The following is a 22,819-nucleotide window of genomic DNA, read 5'->3' as shown; positions in this document are numbered from 1 at the left end:
ACATTTTCTCTGACTGGATGCACGATAATTTTCAATTTTACCTCTTTTTCGGGCTCTTGACGTCACATCTAGACTCCTCTAAGCCCTACGCCGTAAGCTTTTCACTTCTTTTCAGCAAGCCCTACTTAGAGCGGTTTGAGAGAAGGGAGTTAAGCTAAAAGGAGTTGCCCAAGTCGGAGTCAAGCCTAGCTCATGGATGCTGAAAAACGTCGCCAAATTCAAGCTCACGCTCGAGCGATTGCCGCTCTACTCTACGAAGGAAGTGACCCAGAAGAGATTCAAACCCTATCTGGCATCGAAAAAACCGTCCGTCATCAGCTATTAGAACACGTTAGCCCAGAAGTGGGAAATTTTTTATCCAAAACAGCAGCGGCAGCCAAGGCGGAAGAAAACGGACGGTAAAAAGTCTTCTCGGTCGCTTGAGTCTGAGCGAGCCACAAGCCCAGAAGCTAGAGGTCAAAGCACACAGTCGATGGAGTCCCGAGCTGGAGAAATGCTGTTTACTCCTGAGCGCCAACTCCTCCTACGAGCGGGCGGCTCAAGATCTTGAGGTCTTAACGGGCATGACCGTTTCTGCAAGTAGCCAGCAACGCTTGGTACATCGTCAAAAGTTTGAACTGCCCCAACTCGAAGAGACCGTCGCTGAAATGAGCCTCGATGGAGGTAAAGTCCGTCTGCGTACCGCCGTCGGAGACCCCTGTATCTGGCGAGATTACAAAGCCGTCAATCTCCATGGGGCGAGTGTAGGAGCTTTCTTTGAAGATAACGAGGGCTTGGTGAATTGGGTCAATCAACAACCCTTGGCCACGCCTCTAATCTGCCTCGGAGATGGACACGATGGGATCTGGAATCTCTTTGCCGACATAGGTGATACCACTCAGCGGCAAGAAGTTCTCGATTGGTATCATTTGACGGAGAATTTAGGGAAAGTGGGTGGGTCACAGCAGCGTCTCGATGCCGTTGAAGCTTGTTTGTGGCGAGGTGATGTGGAGGGGTCGCTGGCTCAGTTCGAGGATTGGTCACACCCGCGCGTCACCAAGTTGGTGGCTTACGTGCAAAAACATCGACACCGCATCGTCAACTACAGCTATTACCAGTGTGAAGGGATTTCTATCGGCTCTGGAGCCATTGAATCGACGGTCAAGCAGATTGGTCGGCGTCTCAAGATTTCCGGCGCTCAGTGGGAACGTCAGAACGTTCCACAAGTCCTCAAGCAACGCTGTGCTTATCTCAATGGAGACTTTTACGCCTAACACTTGCAAAACTGGGATGCACCCCATGGATCTTCCTGGTAGCGAAGTACGAAATAAATTCGATGAAATTCAGACGGGTATATTCAGAGCGATTGACTTTTTGAAAGATGAGCTAAATGTATTCTCTCTTAAGCTTCTACCAATGGAAAACATTTTAGCCGTTCTATCATCATTCTTTTCGTCACCACAAAAACAGCCCCCTCCTGTACCTCAAGAGCAATATCAGGCTATCAAAAAATGGTTTTGGCGTGCGTGTTTCTCTAAAAGGTATGCACGAGGAGCATCTAAAAGTACAGATTTAGATTTAGCAGAAGTAAAAAAACTCAAGACAGGTCAACCTCATCAACTCGAAAGTTTTGACATATCATTAGATACTAGTTTTTTTCTCAAGAATTATTTCCGAATGAATTCAGTGGCAACCAGAACATTTATTTTGCTGTTAGCACAAGGCAAACCTTTAAACTTTATTCAAGGTACAAATATATCATTGAAAAATGTTTTAGCGCAAGGCAATCGAAAAGAATTTCATCATATCTTCCCAAAATCTTACTTGCAAAACCTTGAAAAATATAAAGACGATGAAATTAATTGCTTAGCAAACTTTGCATTGCTTTCTAGGAGTGACAATAACAAAATAAAAAACAAACAGCCTAGTAAGTATCGTATAGAAATGCCTGATTGCGAGGAAAGCTTCCAGCAAATAATATCTACACATTTCTGTCCTGCTAATGCCTTCATCGATGATGACTACGATAGTTTTCTAGTGTCAAGGTCTGAATTGCTGCTTAACAAGGCAAGTGAACTGTGTGACTTAAGACAAGATTAAATTATTAGGTTTTATTTAGTTGGTCATACAATTTGTAACGTGCTTATCCGGTTAAGTAGAACTTTGTGTGGAGTAGAGAAAACTTATCAGATTGCTAAAAGCTAGCTATCTCGTTAACCACCTTGAAAAGAGTGGACAAATATAGCTTAAGCCATCTAACAGCAAAATGCAGCGGCGGTAGATAACCTTGAAATTAGTACCGTCATCGCAGCTTTTATCCGTATGTAGCTGAATCGGTTATCTTGCAGTGCTAGTCTCCACTAATTTCGACTAATGCCTCACCAGACTGCAAAATTTCCAACGCTCTGGGTAACGTCTCACTTAGAATCTCCTGTAAACGAGCGTTGGAGGTATTGCCACAAGTCAACCAAATAATTTGGGGTGGCGAACCAAGCCGCTCGACTAAATCCACAAAGTCACTGTCTTTAGTCATCACAATCGCCTGCTGTGCTTTTGCAGCTTCAAAGATTTCAGGATCTTCTGCGTCTCTTAGTCCAAGATCCCGTAAGGCGACGGCTTCAATTCCAAAAGTTCTTGTAATCCAGGTGGCGATCGCCGGAGACAGGTGTGCATCTACCCAGATCGTCATCCGACTAAAACTGGGTGATTCAGTTTCCGCGAAGCATAGAGAAGGGATGCCTTGAGATCGTCTGCTTCGAGATCGGGCATTTCCTCTAAGATTTCTTCTGAACTCAGACCCGCCGCGAAGAGATCTAATACATCCGATACCCGGATTCTCATCCCTCGGATGCAGGGACGACCGCCGCACTGTTGGGGATTAATCGTAATTCTTTGGAGTAAGTCTGACATTGTAGATAGCTCGCTAATCGTCTTCTTCTAGTTTTGCATTTTTCCCAACTTGGCAAACAGCGAATTGGGGAAGATACCATCTCCCACTTTCGCCAACCCTATCTCGATTCTACCTTCGCCCCAATACCAAAATCCGCACCTCCAAAATCAAGAGATGCGGACTTCGATCGAGAGAGGTCAAACCTCACTCAGTTCTTTCTTATTCTTGAAAACCCGGAACTGGGGCTTCACCGCCTTCCAAACCGAGAGATTCCAGCATTTCTCGGTCTTGTTCCGGTGATTGTCCGAGGGTGGTGAGGTAGTGACCGATTAACATGGCGTTGATTCCGGCTTTCAAGCCTAACGCTTGTAACTCACCCATGACCGACTCGCGACCGCCTGCGTAGCGGATAATGCGATCGGGGAGAATTAAACGGAAGATGGCGATCGCCTTGAGTGCTTCGTAAGGATCGAGTTTGCTGCGATCGTCGAGAGGCGTTCCTTCTCGGGGATTGAGCAAGTTGAGGGGAATCGATTCCACGTCCAACTCCCGCAGCGACAACGCTAAATCGATGCGATCGCTCCAGCTTTCACCCATTCCCAAAATACCGCCAGTGCAGGCTTGAATCCCCGCAGCTTTCAGGTGTTGCACCGTTTCCACGCGATCGCGCCAACTGTGCGTCGTGACGATTTCGCCGAAGAAGTTTTCCGAGGCTTCCAAGTTGTGGTTGTAGCGAGTCACCCCAGCTTCAGCCAGTTGTTGCGCTTGTTCCGGCGTCACTTCCCCGAGAGCGCAACAAGGTTTAATGCTGGTTTCGGCGATGATGCGGCGCACCGTTTCGAGGATTTCCTCGAATTCCTGCGATTTGGGACTGCTGTATTTCGGTCCGCGTCCTTGGGAGACCAAACAGAACCGTTTCGCACCCGCCGACGCCGCAGCTTTGGCTTGTTCGAGGATTTCCTCTTGGGTTTTCAACCCGTAAATGGGGGAATCTTTTCCGGGGTGGTGCGCCGATTGAGAGCAGAACCCGCAGTTTTCCGAACAACCGCCAGATTTGACGTTGATGATACTGCATAGATCGACGACGTTTCCGCAACACGCTTGACGCACGCGATCGGCGGCGGCGCAAAGTAGTAAAATTGCGTCGGTTCCTTCGATTTGCGTCAGTTCCATCGCCGTCTCGCGATCGAGACGCTCTCCTGCAACGATGCGATCGGCGAGATCGTTGACCCACACTTCTAAAGTGGCGAGATCGCGGGTATTCGTCGAAGTTGCGTCGGATAAACGTTCGGTTTTTAAAGGTACTCGAACCACAGTCGGACTCTCCATGCAGCGTCGTTCGCCCTTCCTGGGGCGCGATCGGCATTGTACCACTTAAGAGAATCTCCCTAGAACCCCCAGTTTTCGCAAACCGCAGGGGTCTAGAACCTTTTTACGGACACAATTCGTTCGTCCAAGCGTTGGGATTGTCCCCACGCGCACATTGATATCGTGCGCCGACCCACTCTACGATCCAACCGCTGGGACTCGATTGCAGTTCGAGGCGGTGGTGAATGCTACCGACGGAGTCGTCCGCCAATCCGATTTGGGTATATTCGATGACGGCGTAGTCGCGATCGCCGCTGGGGTACTCAATTTCGAGGGTTTCTCGCTGTCGTCCTTCGAGGGAATCTCCGGTTTCGAGGAGTTGTGCGGCGATGTCGTGCAAATTTCCCGCGACGATATCGTACCGCTGCGTGAAGGTAGAGACTTCGACGTCTCGATATTGCGATCGCAGGGTCGATCTCGGTATTGCGATCGCGCTACTGGCGGTTTGACTCGCCACGACAACAGCTAATAACAGAGCTTGTCGAAACATAATGGGATGTCCTCACACGGGGATGTTGCAAAGTTCGGATAGTTCTTTCTCTACCTACAATTACATCAGGTTGAGTTCCGGCTTTAAATGGGCTTTAAATATTTAAAAAGTTTTTATCGCTGTATTTCTAAAAACCACTAAATCAATTAGATGGCGATCGCATTTAAAATATTTTCTACAGTTTTTCTTTAAACTTGTTTACAATGAAGTATGACGAGCTGTCATAGACAAATCGTAAATAACAATGAAATTGGCAAATTTAAACTTCAAACCGGTGGTACGAGTGCTGTTAGCGGCGGTTATCGTCCTCAGCAGCTTTGCGATCGCCATCGCACCCGCATCCGCCGAAACCTACACCGTCAAAATGGGTGCAGACAACGGAATGCTGGCATTTCAACCGAAAACCCTGAAAGTCAGCCCTGGTGACACCGTAAAATGGGAAATCAACAAACTGCCTCCCCATAACGTCGTTTTCGACACCAGTTCTGCCCCCGACTCTGGGTTAGCGCAAAAGCTCTCTCACGACAAACTGGCTTATGCTCCCGGAGACGGTTACGAAGAAACCATTCCCGAAGACGCCAAGCCGGGAACCTATTCCTACTACTGTACGCCCCACCGAGGCGCGGGTATGGTCGGCGAACTCATCATCGAATAGCCTCCGCTCCAACTGTCAAATATGCGATCGCGACGAGTTTCACGTTTGATACTCACCCGAACGCTCGTTGTCAGATTAGCTCCCCGGTTTTCCTCGCGTACTGGGGAGCTACAACTTGTGAAAAGCTCGATAAAAAAAAGGTCTGCTTGATGCAGACCCCTTCAATTTAAGAAGCGTCAGAGAGACTAGCGAACCGCCGGAACCTGAGACGCCACATCGATGGGTTTCATCAGATACAGACGTAAGAACTGCCAACCGATCGAGACGTAAAGGGGAAGTTTCTGGAAGAATTTCACAACTCCCGGCGCGTTCGACTCCGCAATCTGCGTCAACTTGACGTTATTTTCCACGCAAGTATCGAGACGGTTGTAGAACTCGGGATCGTTCACGTCGAGCATCACCGGAAACACGCGAGACGCCGTTTCGTTCGTTTTTTCAATGACCTCGATGTCGTATTCCCGAGCGTCGAGTCCGATACTGGCGTAGAACCCAGAACGCTGTAAATCGTTGAGATACATCGTCGCGAACACCGACAGCAGGAAGAAGCGACACCACAGCTTCGCTTTCCAATCATTGAGATTTTGGGGTTGCGCCTGCATGATGGCGTCGAAGAAGTCGCCGTGGCGGTTTTCGTCCTGACACCAGTTCTCAAAGAAGCGGAAAATCGGGTAAATCCGATCTTCGGGATGTTTCTCTAAGTGGCGGTAAATGGTGATATAACGCCAGTAGCCGATTTTTTCCGACAGATACGTGGCGTAGAAGATGAATTTCGGCTTGAAAAAGGTGTACTTCTTACTTTTCGTGAGGAAGCCGAGGTCGAGCTGCAAGTTGAAGTCCGACATCGCCTTGTTTAAGAAACCCGCATGGCGAGCTTCGTCACGCGACATCAGCGTAAAGCACTCTGCTAAAACGGGGCTTTTATCTTTTAAACGGCGTCCGAGTTCTTTGTAAAGCAGGAAGCCGGAAAATTCAGCGGTGCAAGAGCGCTCTAGAAATTCAATAAACAACCGCCGTTCTTCGCCGCTAATTTTATCCCAGGACTGCTCGAATTCTTCGTCACGGACGAAATGATGGCGGTTGTAATCGACGCGGAACTCCTCGAGGATCGCACGCAGTTCGTCTTCGTTAGCGGAAATGTCCATTTGGGACATTTCCTCGAAGTCGGTGGTGTAGAAGCGAGGGGTGAGGATCGTATCTTTGGCGGGAGTTTTAACGCCGGGGCGAATTTCTTCAAACGTGGGTTTTTTGACGGAGTCTACCATAGGGATTTATCGTCGTTTCCTATCACTGCGATCGAGCGTTCGCGGGCGCGTCAAGCGCCTCTAAGCAGTTACCTACCGTTGGGTTCGTACAGTCAAAAGCAAACTTGCTATCGAGCAAGTCCAGCTAATTGACATCCTCTCCCAGCAACCCTATCGGGTATGCAGGGAGATTCCCTGGTTCACACCAAGGATTTCCTGCTTCTCAACCTCGTAGGTCGAATTAGCTATGAGTTTCAGTGTACCAACGGGATGAGAGACGCGCCCCTCTGGTTTTGTTAAAAGTTGCAACAATCCGTAAAGTTCTGTTAATGACAGAGACTCTCGACTGTCGCGTAACAGCACTGCCGTCGAACGAGAGCGCGGCGAATTTGCCACAATAAAGAAGAAGACCCAGCAGACTCGACAGTCTCTTTATTCCCGGCAGCTATGACGTTCTGTCTCAATCCCGACTGTCCCCAACCCGAAAATTCCGATAGCGATCGCCACTGTCTCAGTTGTGGGTTTCCCCTGCAAGTCGGCGATCGCTACCGTGCCGTTCGACCGATCGCCGTTGGGGGGTTCGGACGCACGTTTCTCGGCCTCGACGAACACAAACCATCTCGTCCTCCCTGCGTCATCAAACAGTTCGATCCCAACGAACAGGGAACGCGAAACCGCGCCAAAGCCGCCGAACTCTTTCGTCAAGAAGCCGAACGGCTCGATCGCCTCGGTCGTCACCCTCAAATTCCCGATTTGTTCGCCTATTTCGAGTGGAACGGGCGACAATACCTCATTCAAGAATTTATCGACGGACGGAACCTAGAGCGAGAACTGCACGAGGAAGGCTGTTTTAGCGAAGCTCGAATTCGCCAACTGTTACAGGAAATTTTACCCGTTCTACAATTCGTCCACGATCGCCAAGTCATCCACCGGGACATCAAACCCGAAAACCTCATCCAAGGCAGCAACGGCCGACTGTACCTCGTCGATTTCGGAGCGGCCAAACTGGTAACGACCGCCAATCTCGCCGCCACGGGAACCACCATCGGTTCCGCCGGATACGCTGCCCCCGAGCAAGCCTTGGGAAAAGCCACCTTCGCCAGTGACCTCTACAGCTTAGGCGTCACCTGCATTCACTTACTGACCGATATTCCCCCGTTCGATCTCTACGACAGCAGCGAGGGAAATTGGGTATGGCGCGATTACAGCATCGGCGATCGTCCCTTAAGCGAATCGTTCTGTCACGTCCTCGATAAAATGCTCGAACCGGGAACGGGACGGCGATACCGCTCGGCGGACGAGATTCTCAAAGACCTCAAGCGACCCCTATCGGTTCTCGACTCGAAAACCGATACTCGTCCGTCACCGTCGTTCTCGGCACGTTCTCCTTTAACAGATGCAGCCAGCCCCGCCACCGAAGCCGAACACCGCGATCGCGTTCGAACGAGTTATGGATTGTGGCTCGTGGGGTTTATTTTCGGGACTTACTTCAGACCCCTCAAAGGACTGCATCGGTTCTACAACGGCCAAATCTGGACGGGGTTGTTGTGGATGATTCCGGTAATCGGAGATATCGGCAGTTTCGTCGATTTGTTCCTCATGCCGAACCTCGTGGACGAATACGAACGCAAAGCCAGAGCCAAGCTCGGCCTGTCTGAGGCTGGCGTTCCCCTGCAACCTCAAAGCGTCGTCACGCAAACGTTGCCGACTCCGACGAAAGACCAGAAAACCGTTAAGTTGATTCGTGCCGCGAGTACCCACGACGGCCAACTCTCGGTCACGCAGGCGGTGATGGCGACGGGAATGTCGTTTGTGGAAACGGAACAGTTGTTAATGGAGTTGGTGAAAACCGGCTACGTGGACGTTGACAACGATCCTGTGTCGGGTGTGGTAATGTATCGGTTCCGAGAATTGTAAACGACCTTCTGTCGAGTGGTTGTACCGAATGCGACAAGCCCTTCTCTGTGCTTCTGTGGTGAAGACTTCTTGAAATCCAGTTTATCGAAAACGGATGGAGTGTTAGACCCACCACGAGCGAGGCGCGATCGCCTCTGGATGCTCCAGAGTGCGAATTGTATGATGCGTTAAAAATGCTAGAAAACTACACGACTTAAAATTTATATTACTTTTTAGTTTCAAAACATAACGAACGAAGATCGAAAATTTAAAGAGAGACCCCGAGATTACTGCCGTTTGAAAGATCGGCGATCGAGCTTCACAAAAATAGCAGCATAACTCTATGTTATTTTTAACCTATAGCTTATAGAGTGTTATACAAAAAGATAAGTCGATTGAAATCGATCGATTAAAACATTAAATTAAATAATTCCATCGAAAAACTCTATGATTTGTAAACCTACAGTCTACAAAAACGAGCCAATATCGAAACCCAACAAGCTGTAAGCTTTATCCAACCTACTTTTTAACTTTTTGCTTGTTGCTATAAACAGATATTACATTTGTTTACAAAACTAAAAACTTGACATTCTATTAAAACAGAAGTTAGATTGATATCGTTTCTTAATTTATGAAGATCTCCTAGTTATACTTGACGAAAAGTTACATCACAATCCACAGTAACTCGGGAGATCTAAACACCTCTTATAGATTGGCTAAGCCTTTTGCAAAACAAACGTGCGATCGGCAAAGATATTTGGTGGGCATTTTTATAAGCTTAAAATGCCCAAACAGATAGATAACGAGACTTTCAAAACTGTACCGTTGAGTCTCGAAAGTACATCATGCATGCAAAATCAATGTCAGAGTCTCAATTTGTTCGTAAAACTTCAGCATATCAGTTACAAAACGACCCCGTACTTCAAAATTTCTGGAAACATTGGCAACACGATCGTTCCCGCTTATTTTATTGCTGTTTGAAGTGGATGGGGAACTATAACGATGCTGAAGATGCTCTAAGCCGAGCAACGATTAAAGCCTGGGAAAAATCACAAAAGCATAGAGGAGAAATCAAAAATTTCAAAAGCTGGATAACCCAATTAACGTATAACCTTTGCATCGATATTCATCGAGAACATTGCCGACATACTAACCGAATAATAAATATAGAAAAAATTTCTGAAGAAAAAGATGTAAACACAACAGACAATACGCCAGAAATCATATTAGAAATGAATGAAAAAAGACTCATAATTCATCGAGCAATTCAAAATTTACCAATTCGGCTTCGCGAGACATTTATTCTACATTTTTATGAAGAGCTATCTTACCAAGAAATAGCAGAAGCACAAGCTATTTCTTATGCAAACGTTTGTAAACGCATCTCTCAATCTCGAAAAATTTTATCTCAAGAGTTGAAAGAATACTTTTTTGAAGAAGATGAAACCGACATAGACTCATCGAAAACGATAGCCGTTACGAACGCTATTGTTTTACGAACATCTCGCTCTCCTCCTCATTTGAATTATATTAACACCGACTGTACCGTGCGACAATTTGAGTGATTTTTGATGAAATTCAGCAATAAATCCATGGAAATTAAAACCAGTCTGCCCGACAACTATCATGAGGAATCTAATCCGAACCTAGGGTATTATCCAGAGCCAGGATGGGAATGGCAAAAACCCGAGCCAAAAACATATTTAGTCGAACAAGATCTCGCTAAATACGCGCGTGGCTGGATACTCAATCTTGTAGAATTAGTTCATTGGCTTCCGTTCGTTCCTGCTTTTATTTTATCGTTTTTAATTTTCCAGCATTCCAGTGCGTTAAAAGCCATTCTCGGAACGGACATACAAGTCTTTTTACTCGCGATCGCCCCCATCATTCAAACATTCGGCGGATTGACTGGAATTATGATGCACGAATATGAAGGCTGGCAAGTCGTGCATTTCAAAAATCCTCTCGACTCGGACTTTGATATCAAAGACTTCAATAACGAATGGCTTCGTGAAGTCGCATACAAGTTACTGTTTGTTCTTCAAGGTGCTGGACTTCTAGCATTTTCCTTGGGAGTATTTGGCATCAACAAAATTACTCTCACTTTTGCGATCGTGAGTGGTATCGTTGCCTTTATCGGCCCTCAAAACCCAAAAGCCACGATTTATCCGATCGACAACCAACCCGTTTTCCCTTTAGCCGTTTCAATTCTTGTCGTCTTTATCGTCAATGCGATCGTAAACTTCGTTGCGTATTTTCACCTCTTCACTCCAGCCTTAGCAGCAGCGAACTTACCTGTCGTTTTGGCAGGATTAGCCCCGACTCTATTGATGCTAGGAGGGGTAGTCGAAGGAATACTCGCAGAATCGACCTTTAATCAATGGTGGCATTTTACAGCTGTCATTTTTCTCAATCTCGGCATTATCGTCCAAATCTACTTCTTTCAACTGCTTTGGTAATGTTGTAACGCTCGATCGCCTCTCGAGCGAAAGCGGCGACACGACCTGAACAGTTTTCACAAAACGATCGAACTGTATTGCGATCGCGGCATACAAATTGTCGTTTGGGTTTTCCAAAAAAACGGCGAAACCTCGAGTTAGAGTATCGTCTTTATATCGCGCGTTAGTTGGGTGCATCTCAATGGATGTAAAAATATGAGTTTGAGGTAGGTTGGACTTCGGCAACGCTGCCGTCCAGAGGTGGAGCGATCGTGCAACCCAACAACAGCTTAATTCAGTGCAGAGACTCCGATCCGATAAATTTAAATTTTTGAGATGCACCCCGTTAGTTTGGGTTTGCGATCGCTCTGAACGAACCCCAACCTTCGAGAGTTAGTAAAGCTAAAACACAGCTCGGCAAAGTATTCAACATAAATCAACATAAAGTTGAAAACTGAAAAGATCGATAACTCAGGCTATAACTCACTTCATGGAGAAGCGATCGATGATAGAAGATCGGCCAGTCAAACTTGCCCAAAGTTACTGGATTTTGGGACTCGTTCAAGTCGTTCACAGCATGGAAGAAACCTATACCGAACTGTATACTTACTTCCACAGTATGAGTGAGGTTTTGCATCAACACTTTCCTTGGATTCCCATTTTTGGAATTAGTGCAGATTTATTTGCCGTGTTGAACTATCTCATCATTGCGTTAATGTTAGGCTCCGTGCCAAGTGTCAGTCGAGGCAGTCAATGGAGCATTTACTTAATGTGGGGATGGGGAATTATCGAACTCCTCAATGGAATGTTTCATATCGGAACTTGGCTCGTTTTGCAGCATTACTTTCCAGGTGGAGTTTCTGGACCGATTTTATTTGTTGCGAGCGTTCTGTTCGTTCAAAAACTCATGGCTTCTCCTAACTCAGAAGCAAGCAAAGTAGCACAATAAACTACGAATACAGATAAAAACAATGTCTTGCAAAAAATTCTTCTGGCTCGGCAACAGTTTGACTTTGCTGATATCGTTCGTTTTCGCAATTTTACTCGTAGCAGCGGCGATCGCGAACCAACAGATTGGAGATACCACGATTACTCACCTACTTTGGTTTGGAGTCGGCCTAATTGGATTTTTATTACTGTTTGTCGTTTTAATTCAACTCAGCTATGCCAATAATTGGGCGGGATCGCCGATCGTTATCCAACCCAGCCAACCGGAAGGAATTGAAGTTGCGATCGTTTTTATTCAAGGAGAAGGAATTCCCATCGATCGATATTGTCCGATTGCTAAATCTATTCAAAATGCCGCCCCCAATTTAAAGATTTGGGTTGGCATTCCTCAGTTTATTGGTGACTCTCCCATTCCCCGCGAAACTGGATTGGCGATCGATAAAGTTCTCAGTCAAATGAAACAAGAGGGAATGCCCGATACAGACAATATTTTTTTTATCGCCCATTCTGTCGGCGGAATCGCCATTCAAAAATATCTTAAAAGCTTTCCCGAGCGAGCAAAAGGTCAGATTCTAATGGGATCTTTTTTAAATAAGACCTATGTTTCCAAATTGAGTGACGCTGGAAAAACAGAGATTCAATACAGCGTTCCAACCTTAACCATCGGCGGCACGTTAGATGGACTGGCTCGCATTACACGAATTGCGACGGCATTTTGGTATCAACAGATTAATCCAGAAACAGAAACCGATCTAGATAACTTTCCCGTCGTGGCGATCGAGGGAGCCACTCATATGCAATTCGCTTCAGGCGAACCCGTCTCCTATGTCGCTGACTTCGATCTCAAACCCCAAATCTCAGATGAAGAAGTTCGTCAGCAAATTGGTCAGTTAGCTTATCACTTTCTCAACACGCAGCTACCCGATACCGATACGAAAGACAGTCGTGTTTTTCTGAAAGAAAAATGTTTCGAGACCCAACAAACCCTTCAACCTATTCTCGATGCTTTTTTGATGGAGGGATATAACGGTTTTAAACCTGCCTGCTATCGTGTCGAAATCGATAACCAACCCCGTAACGATCCCAAATGTACGGCATATTCTCCCTGGATTCAAGAACGAGCTAATCCAATCATGGCAGGTCGCGATCGCTCGCCCGTTCCGTTTGATATCACTGCCATCGATAGTTTTCACCGTTCTTATACTTATAATCCTTTTGCAAATCCTAGCGTTCACATTCCCAGGATCGAGCCTCCTTTAAACAATGGAAAACCTCCCTGCGATGGAAACCAGCAAACCGCTACAGAATGCACGCTGACTGTCTCTAGCGTAACCCAAGCCTTGTATAACTTTTTAGACAATTTCGACACGGGCTTTTTTCCCATCGCAGCATTTTCCTTGCGATCAAAACTGAATTCTCGCCAAAAAATTTGGCAATATGCAGGGGTCAGCAATCCTAACTTTGAAGAAACAGACGGATCTTCGAGAGGAAACGAAATTAATCAAAACGTCTATCAATGGGCGTTAGAACACGCTGGAGACAAGGCGCGCCAATACTTCGATAAATTTGGCATACAAATGGCAATGGGCGAAGATAGCGTTCCGTTTATCGCAGCGGGTCCGCTATGGATATGGGTGTATCCCAAGTACAACTACGTCACGATAAACAGCGAACAATTTTGTCAAGTCAAAGCGAGGGTGATGAAAACTCCCATTAATTACTTTATTCCCTCAGCCAGAGGATTTCATTATTGCCAACTTCTCTCTCCTGCAACAGTTATGGAGTGGATTTATATTGATGGATTAAGAGCGAAAGCCTCTCTATCTGGAACTACAATTACTTACGGACCGTTAGGAGGTGGATTAGACAAAGCCGTTCGATTTCTGCTACGGCTTGCATTGCGGCAAACCCGAACGAAAGCTTTGTTTAAGCGAGTTTGAGAGTTGAGATCAGATCGTAACCATAAATCGAAGTTTTCAGGACGTGCGATCGCAGGTGCATCTCAAAAATGTAAATTCATCGGATGCAAGCTGACCTACTCGATCGAGCGGCTGTTGGGTTCCACTCCGTTCCACCCGTGGACGGCAGCGTTGCCGAAGTCTAACCTACCCAGAGCTTCGTGTTTTTACATTCATCGAGATGCACCCGTCAATGGGCTGCATTTCACTTTCGTAGAACGATCTATCCACATCTCGACTGAAGCTTCAACGGTAAACGCTCGGCGACTCAACAGCTCGACTGAGCTATCCGAACGTCTGATACGGAATCCAACTCAAAGACTGGTTTTATCCAATCGGATAAGCCCCTCCATCCCCCCAAAGGAGAGGGGAGCTAAGGGGGAATATGGCGAGGACTTCTTGAAACCCAGGTTATTGGATGAGCGTTTCCCACTACAAATAGGCTAAATGCGTCAGCTTCGTGCATATAGTTTTGTACATATAGCAGCCCTAAATCAGTTGTGTAACAAAATTGAGACAACAAGAGAATCGGGAACGGCGAACGGGGAATCAGATTTTTTCTGGTGTTTTGATTTTTGACGACTCATTTGGGACTGCTATATATCTAATTTTTGAAATTAATTAATTTAATTACTATATATCGATTTTAAAATCACGATCGCTCTTTTGCTAAAATTTTGAAAAAAATTCAGAAATTGTTCTCGAGAATCGTCATACTCATAGAACCTTAAAACCCATACTGCATTTACACGAGTAAACATCTTATGCCTATACCCGTCAAAAAAGTTCCCGTTCAACTCAACTCCAACACGCCAACTCCTTTAACATCAGAAGAATTGCAAAAGCAACTCAATAATGTTGGCTTAACCTGTTCGGATACCGATCCTAAGAAGCTCAAAGAGTATATTAACGAAGTCAAGGGTCAACTTCCTGTTGGAGCCGTACAAACCTATGGAATTTATGCACCACAACAAGGCGAGCAGAAAAGTAACCGCGTCTATTACCGGAGTGAATTTCAGCTCGAACAACTCGCAGAAAGTGGCTATTCTGCAGAAGTTGTTTATGCTGGCTTAGCAAAATCATCAGAAGGAAACTGGGAACCCAGCAATACAGGAGCCGGATACAGTACCGAACTGTCGTATATTCAATATCCCGAACACTTCGATTATCTTTACAACAATAAACCTGGATTTACAGGTGTCAAAGACGTGCAACCCCCTTATACGGGAAGATATTCAACTGTTGATGCAATTAAGCAGTTGTTCGTTCAAGTTGGAACGAATGCATCTTCAGTTCTCGTTAAAGGCTTAGACAAAGATTCCATCGAATCTGTTCTCAGTAACGCCATTGCTCCATTAGACGATACTCAAGTTCGCGATTACGACAAATCCGACAATCGCGTAATTTTTTTAGTCGATAATTACAATCCCGGCAAAGAAGAGTGTGATGGAATTGGTGTTTTAACAATTAACTGGCGGCTTGTAATAAAAGATTACAAAAAGAAAAAAGAAGCGCTCAAGCACGATACAACCTTGACTATTACAGCTCGAGCAGTGTTGTACTCTGATTTAGATTCCTTGTATTCAGATAAAGCTTTTGTTGAGTCTCACTTTAAAGATAAATTGTTTCGAGTTTCTAACTGGCTCGTGCGTGGCATACCCATTAAACCGAGCAAAGTTGAAATTTTTACAAATTTACCACCAGCCAACAAAGAGACTTTTGACAAAAGTTTACCTAAAATCGCCAAAGAAAACTTTGTTGAGGTCATCGTTCTCTACTCACCCGATTTAGATAATATCGGCTGTTTGGACAATACCAACTCTGATGCGAGTTCGAGTTACAGCGTTAGCGTAGCTCAAGGATTTACTTTCACGACGTCTCAATCCTTCAGCCTTGAGTTTTCCTATGAAGCGAGTGCTGAAATTGTTAAAGCAGGTTTCAAGATTGGGTTTAACTTGACCTTCACCGAACAATGGAGTACCACGACGACTGAAACCATACAGTTTTCTGCCCCAGCTGGAACCAAAGCCTTTACGTATCAAGGGTATTTACTATCCGCGATTTTGCGATATAACCCATCTGACCAGACCTACAAGTACGTAGAGTACGGCAAACTGAAGACGAATATTGTGACGACGACTAGAACTCCCATCGAGGAAGCTAGCTCGTAATCGATAAGTCCCACCGATCGCACTCTCTCCTTAGCTTAGTGTATCAATTTTGGAGAGAGCGCTTTTCAATTCGCAAAGTCTCCAATTCGGAAATTTAGCGAACGAAAACACAAATTCATATATAGCAATCCTAAATCAGTTGTGTAACAAAGTCGGGAGCAGGGAATAGGGAACGGGAAACAGGGAACGGGGAATCAGATTTTTTCTGGTGTTTTGATTTTTGACGACTCATTTGGGACTGCTATATAGCAATTCTAAATCATTTGTAAAATACAGATTTGAAAAACCTCGCATAGTCAGCGCTTCTAGCCTGTCCATCAGTGATTCTTTCCGCAAATCAAGTGGAATTGCTATATTTTTTGCAAAAATTCAGAAATGCTCTCTGAAAATCGTCTTATTAATGTACCTCACTCAAATTGGAAATGAGTTATACCTATTCAATTCATCCATCGATCGGAGTTGCCCGAGTGGGCAATAGCGAAACCGAGTTTTTTCTCGCACCCAACCAAATCGGAGCATTGCCGATCGAGTGCGATGAATATGGAAACGAGCAGTCAGCCCCTTTTAATAGCTTTAAAGATGCGAGTGGAAAGATAAAACGGCAGGCGCAAAAGTTTCGGGTTTATCGAAAAAACTCCACGACCGGCACTGAAGAAGAACTGACCGTAACTCATGCTGATGTAGCATCGATCGAATGGACAGTACACCTGGCAAATAAAAAAGCAGCGTGGTATCAATTTTCAGAATACAAAGGAAATCTCTTGTTTGGAGATGCCAATAGCTATACCAATCAGAATGTCGAATTAAGGAATAAGGATGCCGCTAACCGTCAAACCCTAATTATCGATCCCGGACCGCGAACGATCGCCGGAACGAACGAGAGCGAAGACATCGATCGCAGCAGTATTCCGAGTACTTACCCACACGGAAATTTTCCACCTGAATCTGTCACCTATGGCTACCCGATCGACACCCTTGGCACTCTGAAAACCGACAGCTCCGGACGCTTACTGGTCTTGGGTGGGTTTGGTAAATCTGGCGGAGATCTTCCCCTATCTAGCTATGGAGGTGCTGACACTTGGTACGACGACATTTCAGACGGATCGGTGACTTGTACTATCACATTTAGCAATGGCGAGCCTCCACAAGTTCTCAAAGCGTGGGCGATCGTCGGCCCGCCAGATTTTGCACCGCAAATCACAAATATCTCTTCATGGGACGATACAATTTTTGATTTGAGCGTGCGCCACTTTAATCTAGTTCCCGAGATGTATCAAGGTGGAACTTGGAACGATAACTTTCAGGCAAACTACCAACGGGACATTTTACCCATAATCCTACGAATTGCAGGATATCATTGGGTCGCGAACGTTCAATCGATGCTCGCCTTTTCATCTAATATCTTTGACTTTGGCGATCCGTCTCCAGATAACGAAGCACATCGGCAACAGTATTTTGCCTATTTTCGAGTCCCCGAACCTCCCGATCCTGCAACTTTTCCAGAAAGCCGTCAAATTACCCTATTTAGCGATGATGGGCTGCCGTTGATGCCGCTCAACTCTGGTAGCAACTCTGTCAGTAACGATAACATTGAAAAATTTCTTTCACTGACTCAAACACAATATTTTTTACTCAAACAATGGGCTGACGGTAAATTTGAAAACACCCCAACATACGAGTCTTACGCCGGTGTAGACGATCGCGATCGCGCCAGTGTCGGAAACGTCGTCGGCTTACCTCAATGCCCTGGAATCGAAGTCACTTGGACGACCCAAAATCCGATCGTCTACGAATCTCCCTATCACATCGCATGGCATCAAGACGATTACACGGATACCGGTTTGTCTCCGAGTCGAGACGAATGTAACGGAGGAGGATGCGAACCCGGCGATTTAACCAAGCGTATGGCGATTCCCTGGCAAGCAGATTTCTTCAACTGCTCGATACAGTTCGTTAACTTCACAGATCCGAACGTCAATAAAGAAGAAAACGCAGAAGGACAGATGGTTCCCAAGCCACCAACCTATTACTCTTACTGGTGGCCGCCGCAAGCACCTTGGAACGTTTTGAGTAACGATCGCACTGCCTCAGAACAAGATATATCGGGCGTTCCCGCTGGATTACAAGTGAACTTCATTCGAGGCGTGAACAGTTACAAACAAATGGTCAACAATGGCTGGTCGTATTTAGCGTTTATTCGCAATCAAAATACAGGATCGAGCGCACAACTGTTTCCCTATATCGTAGAAACCGAGCGAAACAACACAATGTTTGCTTACGAGTCTGTGCCGATTAGTGACATTACCAATCGTCCTGACGATGACGGTACAGATGTTCTCGTCTTTTATCTAAAGACACTCGAACAACAAAAAGAAGTGCGCCGTTCTCAACTGCGATCGCTCGGTCTCGCAGCCGAACTGGATATGTTTAAGGAAATTGAGGTCGTAGAAGACGAGCGGCAACGGATACCTCGTTCGGGAACGCGAATTCGCTTCTAACTGAGCCTTAGAGTTTCCTCACCTCTTCAAACCCGAGGATGGGAGACTCGAGTGGGGGCATCGGGTGCATCTCAACGATCGTCAAAACCCGAGTGTTGGATAGCTGAAGGACAACGACAGCAAAATCCAACACCTCCTCGATCGATGAATTTCCAGATTTGAGATGCCCTCGACTTTCATTTGCTGTCGATTGGATTCAACTAAAATTTGAAATGAAACGAGTCCAAGAAGTTGACGTTGCGATTTTAGGTGGCGGTCCGGCTGGAACGAGTTTAGCGTTGACGCTCTGCCTCTATTCCAACTTAACAGTAGCAGTTATCGAAAAAACGAAGTACGAAACAGCTCGGGTCGGAGAAAACGTTTCAGCCAGTTTGCTACCTTTACTCGATTACTTACAAGTTAAAGAATCGTTTCTAGCCGACGGTCACAAACCGGTTTACAACAGTTCGGCCCTGTGGGGAAATGCCTTCCTCAACTCTCGACCGTCCCTGTTCAGTCAATTTGGCGAAGGTTATCTACTCGATCGCCGACAATTCGATCGGATGTTAGCCGAAGGTGTCTCCCATCGAGGAGGGATACTTTTCTTACAAACTAAATGTCAAGAAGGCGAACTTCTAGAAGGCGGAGGGTGGCGACTTTTTCTAAGCCATGCTTCTGGCGAACCGTTTTCGTTAGACTCGCACTATCTCGTCGATGCCACGGGAAGACAATCGAGAGCAGCCAAGCGTTTGGGGGCTAAATCCATCGTCTGCGACTCTCTCGTCGGCATTACCGCGTTTCTGTCCTTTGACGCCACCTATCGCCCTCAACCCGAAGAAATTTTAGTCGAATCCGTTCCTGAAGGATGGTGGTATTCAGCATATTTACCCGATGGAACCTTAAGCGTCGCCTTCATGACAGATATCGATATTATGCGGCAGCAGCAACTCCACAAAGCCTCGTCGTGGAGTCGCCTGCTCTCTAAAACAAACCAAACTTACCAGCGAACTCGAGGAGGAACGCGGATCGGCCTCCTAGCAGTCAAACCCGCACACTCTCACATTCTCGATCGCGCCGTCGGCGACAATTGGATGGCCGTCGGGGATGCGGCAACTGCCTTCGATCCGCTCTCGTCGATGGGAATCGGATACGCGATGACCTCGGGAAGTCACGCGGCTGTCGCTCTCAACGAATATCTGACTCGTCACGACAGAGCCTTACTCGACCAGTATCAGAACGGACTCGAGCGTCATTTTGAAACGTATTTGAAGCTGCGACATCTCCATTACGATCTCGAACGGCGTTGGCTCGACGCTCCATTTTGGCAACGTCGTACCGCCAACTCCGTCGTCCTCCGTTAAAACGGCTCTCGTTCGATCGGCTCGTTTTGGACTGAGAATCGCCGAAAAACCGATCGAACTTTCCCAACTTTCTTGAAAAAATGGGTTGTCTTAACGACCTATGTGTTAAGCGTTCGGCGATCTCAATTCACTAACCCCGATCGCAAGGCTCGAACGGCGGCTTGCGTGCGATCGTCGACACAGAGCTTATTGAGAATACTGCGAACGTGGGTTTTGACCGTGCCGACCGTAATGTAAAGTTTTTCGGCAATTTGCGCGTTATTGCATCCGGCTACGATCTGTTCTAGAATTTCCAACTCTCGAGCCGTGAGCGGATCGGACTCCATAATTTGCTGGACTTCTGAATTGACACCCTCAATATTTGTCGTTTCCTCGTCGCGGGGTTCGCGTTCGGAGATCGGCGTATCTGACGGTGTAGATTCTGCAACACTGGCAACGAGAGACGGCGTTTTCCGAACCTGACGCAATACAATTTGTGCGATCGCCGGGTCGATCCACGTGTTACCTTCGTGAGTAATGCGGATCGCTTCGAGCAAGCGATCGAGGCTCGCGTCCTTCATGCTGTAGGAATCGGCACCGGCCGCGAAGGCAGCTAAAACCGCCTCTTCGTTGTCGTGCATCGTCAAAATCAACACTTTCGTCTCGCTCTCGGGGTGTTCCTGACGAAAGCGTTCTAACAGTTCGATGCCATCGATGTCGGGCAATCCGATATCGACGATCGCCACATCGGGCTTCACGGCTTCGAGAACCGCGAGTCCTTGTTTTCCGTTGGCAGCTTCACCGGCGACTTCGACTCTTTCAGTTTGTTGGAGAGCCGCCCGCAAGCCAACTCGCGTGAGTTCGTGATCTTCAATGAGAACAATGCGAATCATAGTTGTTGCTATTCCGTGTCGTTCCATGTCGTTCAAAAAAATAGCGATCGCCGTTTCAAAAGTGGGTCAATAGATCTACTGTAGGAGGACTCTCAGACGTTGACCCCGAGAAAAAACGCCAGAAACGGTCAGAGCGGCGATCTCACGCGAACCTCAGAACCTCCCAAACTCAAAAAACCTACTCCTTACGATAGAGGCAATATCGCATTAATTTTATCTAAATTTAAGATAAGGCAGGCTCTTCGGTATTTTCACCCTTTCACGCCAAGGAGATTTCCACGACCCGACGGCTTCTAGCCCCCTCCCCTATGCACTCAACGTTCGATATTTTAGCCTTGGGCTTCGACCAGCAAGATCCAGCCATCACCACACTAACGTCCGGCTCGCCGTTCGACGAAAACTTTCGGGCTGAAATTTCGATCTTCGGAGACGAAACGAGTGCGATCGCTGCGCTAAACCACCATCGCTTCGACTGTATCGCCATCGATACCGAGCGCGTCGGCGAGCGTAACCCACTGCTAGCGTTGCGAAATGCTGGGGTAAAAATTCCTGTCATTGCGGTCGGTTCTCACTGCAACGGCGAAACGGAAAACGCGAACCGAGATCTCGGCGCGATCGACTACTTCTGTCGCGATCGCTTTACCCCAGAAGGATTAGGGATAGCGTTGCGCTATGCGATACAAGTCGATCTTCTGCGACGGGAGCGCGATCGTGCCCAACAAAAACATCACGAATGCGAAGAAAAATATCGGTTTGTCATCGAGGGATCTCACGAAGGGGTTTGGGATTGGAACCCAGTCAACAACACCTTACGAGGTAACGATCGCCTGTGCGAAATACTCGGCTTAGAACTCGAAACCCTCCCCCGCACCTACGAAGCCTTCTGCAAACTGATCCATCCCGGCGATCGCGCTCGCAACCACCAACGCTTGCGCGAACACCTCGATCTCGGCGTTCCCTACCGCCTCGACTTGCGCTTGCAGCACAGTAACGGAGACTATCGTTACTGTACCTTACGGGCAAAAGTTCAGCGGGACGACTCGGGACGACCGATCCGCGTCGCCGGGGTGATAAACGACATTACCGAGCGCAAACAAATCGAAGAACGTATCGCCGCTCAAAACGAACTCCTCAAACAGCACAACCAGGAATTGGTGCGCCAGCGAGAACAAATTCGCCGTCAAAACTTAGCCGTCTTAGAAGCCTCGCGCATGAAATCGGCGTTTTTGGCCACCATGTCCCACGAACTGCGAACGCCCCTCAACGCCATTATCGGATTTTCTCAACTGCTGCTCCGCAAGCATCGCGATCGCTGCGACGGAACGTTTTCCGAAAAGCTCGAACGCATTCTTCACAACGGTCAACACCTACTCCGGTTGCTCAACGACATTCTCGATCGCTCGAAACTCGAAGCCGGAGATCTCGAACTGCGACTACAACGGTTCGATTTAGCAGAGTTAAGTCGGGCGACCGTCTCCGAATTTCGACCCTCCGTCGAGCGTCAAAACCTAGAGCTACGATACTCGATCGAACTGTCGAATCCCATCGTAGTCAACGATCGCCATGCCGTTCGCCGGATTTTTACCAACTTACTCTCGAACGCGCTCAAATTCACCGAAGAAGGGGCGATCGAACTGCGAGTTTGGGAACCCTCGAGCGATCGCATCGCCCTCTCCGTCAGCGACACGGGAATCGGTATCGCCCCCGAAAATCTCAAGCGAGTTTTCGCCACCTTCGAGCAGCTCGACAATACCTCCACCCGAACCCACACCGGAACGGGGTTGGGCTTAGCCATTACCGAAGCCCTCGTTAAAATGATGGACGGCCGAATTTCCGTCGAAAGCGAAGTCGGCTCCGGTTCGACTTTCCACATCGAACTTCCCCGTCAAGTCGTCGCCTCCACCTCGACCTTTGACGAACGACCCCTTCCGTTCGACCGACAGGCGTTTTCTTGAGAGACTAGGGGACCCGGAAGACAAGGGGGACAAGGCGACCAGGGGACAGGAAGATACGGTCAACTGTGGAGTCGGTGCGTGACGAGTTGGCCGGTTTCGCGGCATATTTGTCGTGTCTTT

General features: G+C 47.1%; 18 protein-coding genes. 12 read left to right on the top strand and 6 right to left on the bottom strand.

Going from position 1 to position 22,819, the window contains the following annotated elements; translation table 11 throughout:
* Positions 1 to 192: 192 nt before the first annotated feature.
* Both GEI7105_RS0126810 and GEI7105_RS32710 read left to right on the top strand, forming a co-directional pair.
* Positions 193 to 1,253 (top strand): ISKra4 family transposase gene (locus tag GEI7105_RS0126810; protein WP_144053634.1). Its coding sequence is split into 2 segments (ribosomal slippage): positions 193 to 349 and positions 349 to 1,253, totalling 1,062 coding nucleotides; the frame shifts between segments, so codons are not numbered across the junction.
* 25 nt (positions 1,254 to 1,278) lie between these two features.
* Positions 1,279 to 2,079, top strand: coding sequence for a DUF1524 domain-containing protein (locus GEI7105_RS32710; RefSeq protein WP_035494145.1), 801 nt, complete (start codon positions 1,279 to 1,281; stop codon positions 2,077 to 2,079).
* 250 nt (positions 2,080 to 2,329) lie between these two features.
* Here GEI7105_RS32710 and GEI7105_RS0126800 read toward each other — a convergent pair whose 3' ends face one another.
* From GEI7105_RS0126800 to GEI7105_RS32705, 4 genes are all read right to left on the bottom strand, one after another.
* Positions 2,330 to 2,668: a DUF5615 family PIN-like protein gene (locus tag GEI7105_RS0126800; RefSeq protein ID WP_017663449.1), complete on the bottom strand. Its 339-nt coding sequence runs from the start codon at positions 2,666 to 2,668 to the stop codon at positions 2,330 to 2,332.
* Positions 2,665 to 2,889 (bottom strand): DUF433 domain-containing protein, encoded by a 225-nt coding sequence (locus GEI7105_RS0126795; RefSeq protein WP_017663448.1) that lies wholly within the window; start codon positions 2,887 to 2,889, stop codon positions 2,665 to 2,667. Before GEI7105_RS0126795 ends, GEI7105_RS0126800 begins: the two co-directional genes overlap by 4 nt.
* Positions 2,890 to 3,088: 199 nt before the next feature.
* The gene (gene bioB / locus GEI7105_RS0126790; protein WP_017663447.1) at positions 3,089 to 4,198 is read right to left on the bottom strand and encodes a biotin synthase BioB; all 1,110 of its coding nucleotides are present in this window, start codon (positions 4,196 to 4,198) and stop codon (positions 3,089 to 3,091) included.
* A gap of 103 nt (positions 4,199 to 4,301) precedes the next feature.
* Positions 4,302 to 4,727 (bottom strand): hypothetical protein, encoded by a 426-nt coding sequence (locus GEI7105_RS32705; RefSeq protein WP_017663446.1) that lies wholly within the window; start codon positions 4,725 to 4,727, stop codon positions 4,302 to 4,304.
* 244 nt (positions 4,728 to 4,971) lie between these two features.
* Between GEI7105_RS32705 and petE the strand changes: the two genes are divergently transcribed.
* Positions 4,972 to 5,382: a plastocyanin gene (gene petE, locus GEI7105_RS0126780; RefSeq protein WP_017663445.1), complete on the top strand. Its 411-nt coding sequence runs from the start codon at positions 4,972 to 4,974 to the stop codon at positions 5,380 to 5,382.
* Between the two features lie 185 nt (positions 5,383 to 5,567).
* On the opposite strand, the gene acsF is transcribed toward petE, so the two are convergent.
* The gene (acsF, locus tag GEI7105_RS0126775) at positions 5,568 to 6,644 is read right to left on the bottom strand and encodes a magnesium-protoporphyrin IX monomethyl ester (oxidative) cyclase (RefSeq protein ID WP_017663444.1); all 1,077 of its coding nucleotides are present in this window, start codon (positions 6,642 to 6,644) and stop codon (positions 5,568 to 5,570) included.
* Between the two features lie 426 nt (positions 6,645 to 7,070).
* Here acsF and GEI7105_RS34050 point away from each other — a divergent pair, with 426 nt between their 5' ends.
* The 8 genes from GEI7105_RS34050 (at position 7,071) to lodB (ending at position 19,872) form a co-directional block, all read left to right on the top strand.
* On the top strand, positions 7,071 to 8,540 hold the full coding sequence (locus GEI7105_RS34050) for a protein kinase domain-containing protein (protein ID WP_051044243.1): 1,470 nt from the start codon (positions 7,071 to 7,073) through the stop codon (positions 8,538 to 8,540).
* Positions 8,541 to 9,364: 824 nt separating this feature from the next.
* On the top strand, positions 9,365 to 10,084 hold the full coding sequence (locus tag GEI7105_RS32695) for an RNA polymerase sigma factor (RefSeq protein WP_202804473.1): 720 nt from the start codon (positions 9,365 to 9,367) through the stop codon (positions 10,082 to 10,084).
* Positions 10,085 to 10,090: 6 nt separating this feature from the next.
* On the top strand, positions 10,091 to 10,978 hold the full coding sequence (locus GEI7105_RS0126760) for a hypothetical protein (protein WP_202804472.1): 888 nt from the start codon (positions 10,091 to 10,093) through the stop codon (positions 10,976 to 10,978).
* A 484-nt stretch (positions 10,979 to 11,462) separates the two neighbouring features.
* Positions 11,463 to 11,906 carry an HXXEE domain-containing protein gene (locus GEI7105_RS0126755; protein WP_144054067.1) on the top strand — a complete coding sequence of 148 codons (444 nt, stop codon included), beginning with the start codon at positions 11,463 to 11,465 and terminating at the stop codon, positions 11,904 to 11,906.
* A 22-nt stretch (positions 11,907 to 11,928) separates the two neighbouring features.
* Positions 11,929 to 13,845, top strand: coding sequence for an alpha/beta hydrolase family protein (locus tag GEI7105_RS0126750; RefSeq protein WP_017663439.1), 1,917 nt, complete (start codon positions 11,929 to 11,931; stop codon positions 13,843 to 13,845).
* A gap of 782 nt (positions 13,846 to 14,627) precedes the next feature.
* Positions 14,628 to 16,034 carry a hypothetical protein gene (locus GEI7105_RS0126740; RefSeq protein ID WP_017663438.1) on the top strand — a complete coding sequence of 469 codons (1,407 nt, stop codon included), beginning with the start codon at positions 14,628 to 14,630 and terminating at the stop codon, positions 16,032 to 16,034.
* A 422-nt stretch (positions 16,035 to 16,456) separates the two neighbouring features.
* Complete coding sequence (gene lodA, locus GEI7105_RS0126735) at positions 16,457 to 18,532, top strand: CTQ-dependent lysine 6-oxidase LodA (protein ID WP_017663437.1); 2,076 nt, start codon at positions 16,457 to 16,459, stop codon at positions 18,530 to 18,532.
* A gap of 212 nt (positions 18,533 to 18,744) precedes the next feature.
* Complete coding sequence (lodB, locus tag GEI7105_RS0126725; protein WP_017663435.1) at positions 18,745 to 19,872, top strand: lysine-epsilon-oxidase maturase LodB; 1,128 nt, start codon at positions 18,745 to 18,747, stop codon at positions 19,870 to 19,872.
* A 122-nt stretch (positions 19,873 to 19,994) separates the two neighbouring features.
* Here lodB and GEI7105_RS0126720 read toward each other — a convergent pair whose 3' ends face one another.
* The gene (locus GEI7105_RS0126720; protein WP_245555508.1) at positions 19,995 to 20,744 is read right to left on the bottom strand and encodes a response regulator; all 750 of its coding nucleotides are present in this window, start codon (positions 20,742 to 20,744) and stop codon (positions 19,995 to 19,997) included.
* Positions 20,745 to 21,052: 308 nt separating this feature from the next.
* Here GEI7105_RS0126720 and GEI7105_RS34045 point away from each other — a divergent pair, with 308 nt between their 5' ends.
* Positions 21,053 to 22,699, top strand: a complete 1,647-nt coding sequence (locus GEI7105_RS34045) for a hybrid sensor histidine kinase/response regulator (protein ID WP_017663433.1) — start codon at positions 21,053 to 21,055, stop codon at positions 22,697 to 22,699.
* The last annotated feature ends 120 nt before the right edge of the window (positions 22,700 to 22,819 follow it).

This window comes from Baaleninema simplex PCC 7105 (assembly GCF_000332355.1).
Taxonomy (GTDB): domain Bacteria; phylum Cyanobacteriota; class Cyanobacteriia; order Cyanobacteriales; family Geitlerinemataceae; genus Baaleninema; species Baaleninema simplex.
The sequence above is the reverse complement of the archived record's forward strand: the minus strand, read 5'-3'. Positions and strand labels throughout refer to the sequence as shown.

Bases quoted from the DNA above. Each gene is read 5' to 3' on its own strand.
- GEI7105_RS32710 (WP_035494145.1), top strand. From the start codon at position 1,279: ATGGATCTTCCTGGTAGCGAAGTACGAAATAAATTCGATGAAATTCAG.
- GEI7105_RS0126800 (WP_017663449.1), bottom strand. From the start codon at position 2,668: ATGACGATCTGGGTAGATGCACACCTGTCTCCGGCGATCGCCACCTGG.
- GEI7105_RS0126795 (WP_017663448.1), bottom strand. From the start codon at position 2,889: ATGTCAGACTTACTCCAAAGAATTACGATTAATCCCCAACAGTGCGGC.
- bioB (WP_017663447.1), bottom strand. From the start codon at position 4,198: ATGGAGAGTCCGACTGTGGTTCGAGTACCTTTAAAAACCGAACGTTTA.
- GEI7105_RS32705 (WP_017663446.1), bottom strand. From the start codon at position 4,727: ATGTTTCGACAAGCTCTGTTATTAGCTGTTGTCGTGGCGAGTCAAACC.
- petE (WP_017663445.1), top strand. From the start codon at position 4,972: ATGAAATTGGCAAATTTAAACTTCAAACCGGTGGTACGAGTGCTGTTA.
- acsF (WP_017663444.1), bottom strand. From the start codon at position 6,644: ATGGTAGACTCCGTCAAAAAACCCACGTTTGAAGAAATTCGCCCCGGC.
- GEI7105_RS34050 (WP_051044243.1), top strand. From the start codon at position 7,071: ATGACGTTCTGTCTCAATCCCGACTGTCCCCAACCCGAAAATTCCGAT.
- GEI7105_RS32695 (WP_202804473.1), top strand. From the start codon at position 9,365: ATGCATGCAAAATCAATGTCAGAGTCTCAATTTGTTCGTAAAACTTCA.
- GEI7105_RS0126760 (WP_202804472.1), top strand. From the start codon at position 10,091: ATGAAATTCAGCAATAAATCCATGGAAATTAAAACCAGTCTGCCCGAC.
- GEI7105_RS0126755 (WP_144054067.1), top strand. From the start codon at position 11,463: ATGATAGAAGATCGGCCAGTCAAACTTGCCCAAAGTTACTGGATTTTG.
- GEI7105_RS0126750 (WP_017663439.1), top strand. From the start codon at position 11,929: ATGTCTTGCAAAAAATTCTTCTGGCTCGGCAACAGTTTGACTTTGCTG.
- GEI7105_RS0126740 (WP_017663438.1), top strand. From the start codon at position 14,628: ATGCCTATACCCGTCAAAAAAGTTCCCGTTCAACTCAACTCCAACACG.
- lodA (WP_017663437.1), top strand. From the start codon at position 16,457: ATGAGTTATACCTATTCAATTCATCCATCGATCGGAGTTGCCCGAGTG.
- lodB (WP_017663435.1), top strand. From the start codon at position 18,745: ATGAAACGAGTCCAAGAAGTTGACGTTGCGATTTTAGGTGGCGGTCCG.
- GEI7105_RS0126720 (WP_245555508.1), bottom strand. From the start codon at position 20,744: ATGATTCGCATTGTTCTCATTGAAGATCACGAACTCACGCGAGTTGGC.
- GEI7105_RS34045 (WP_017663433.1), top strand. From the start codon at position 21,053: ATGCACTCAACGTTCGATATTTTAGCCTTGGGCTTCGACCAGCAAGAT.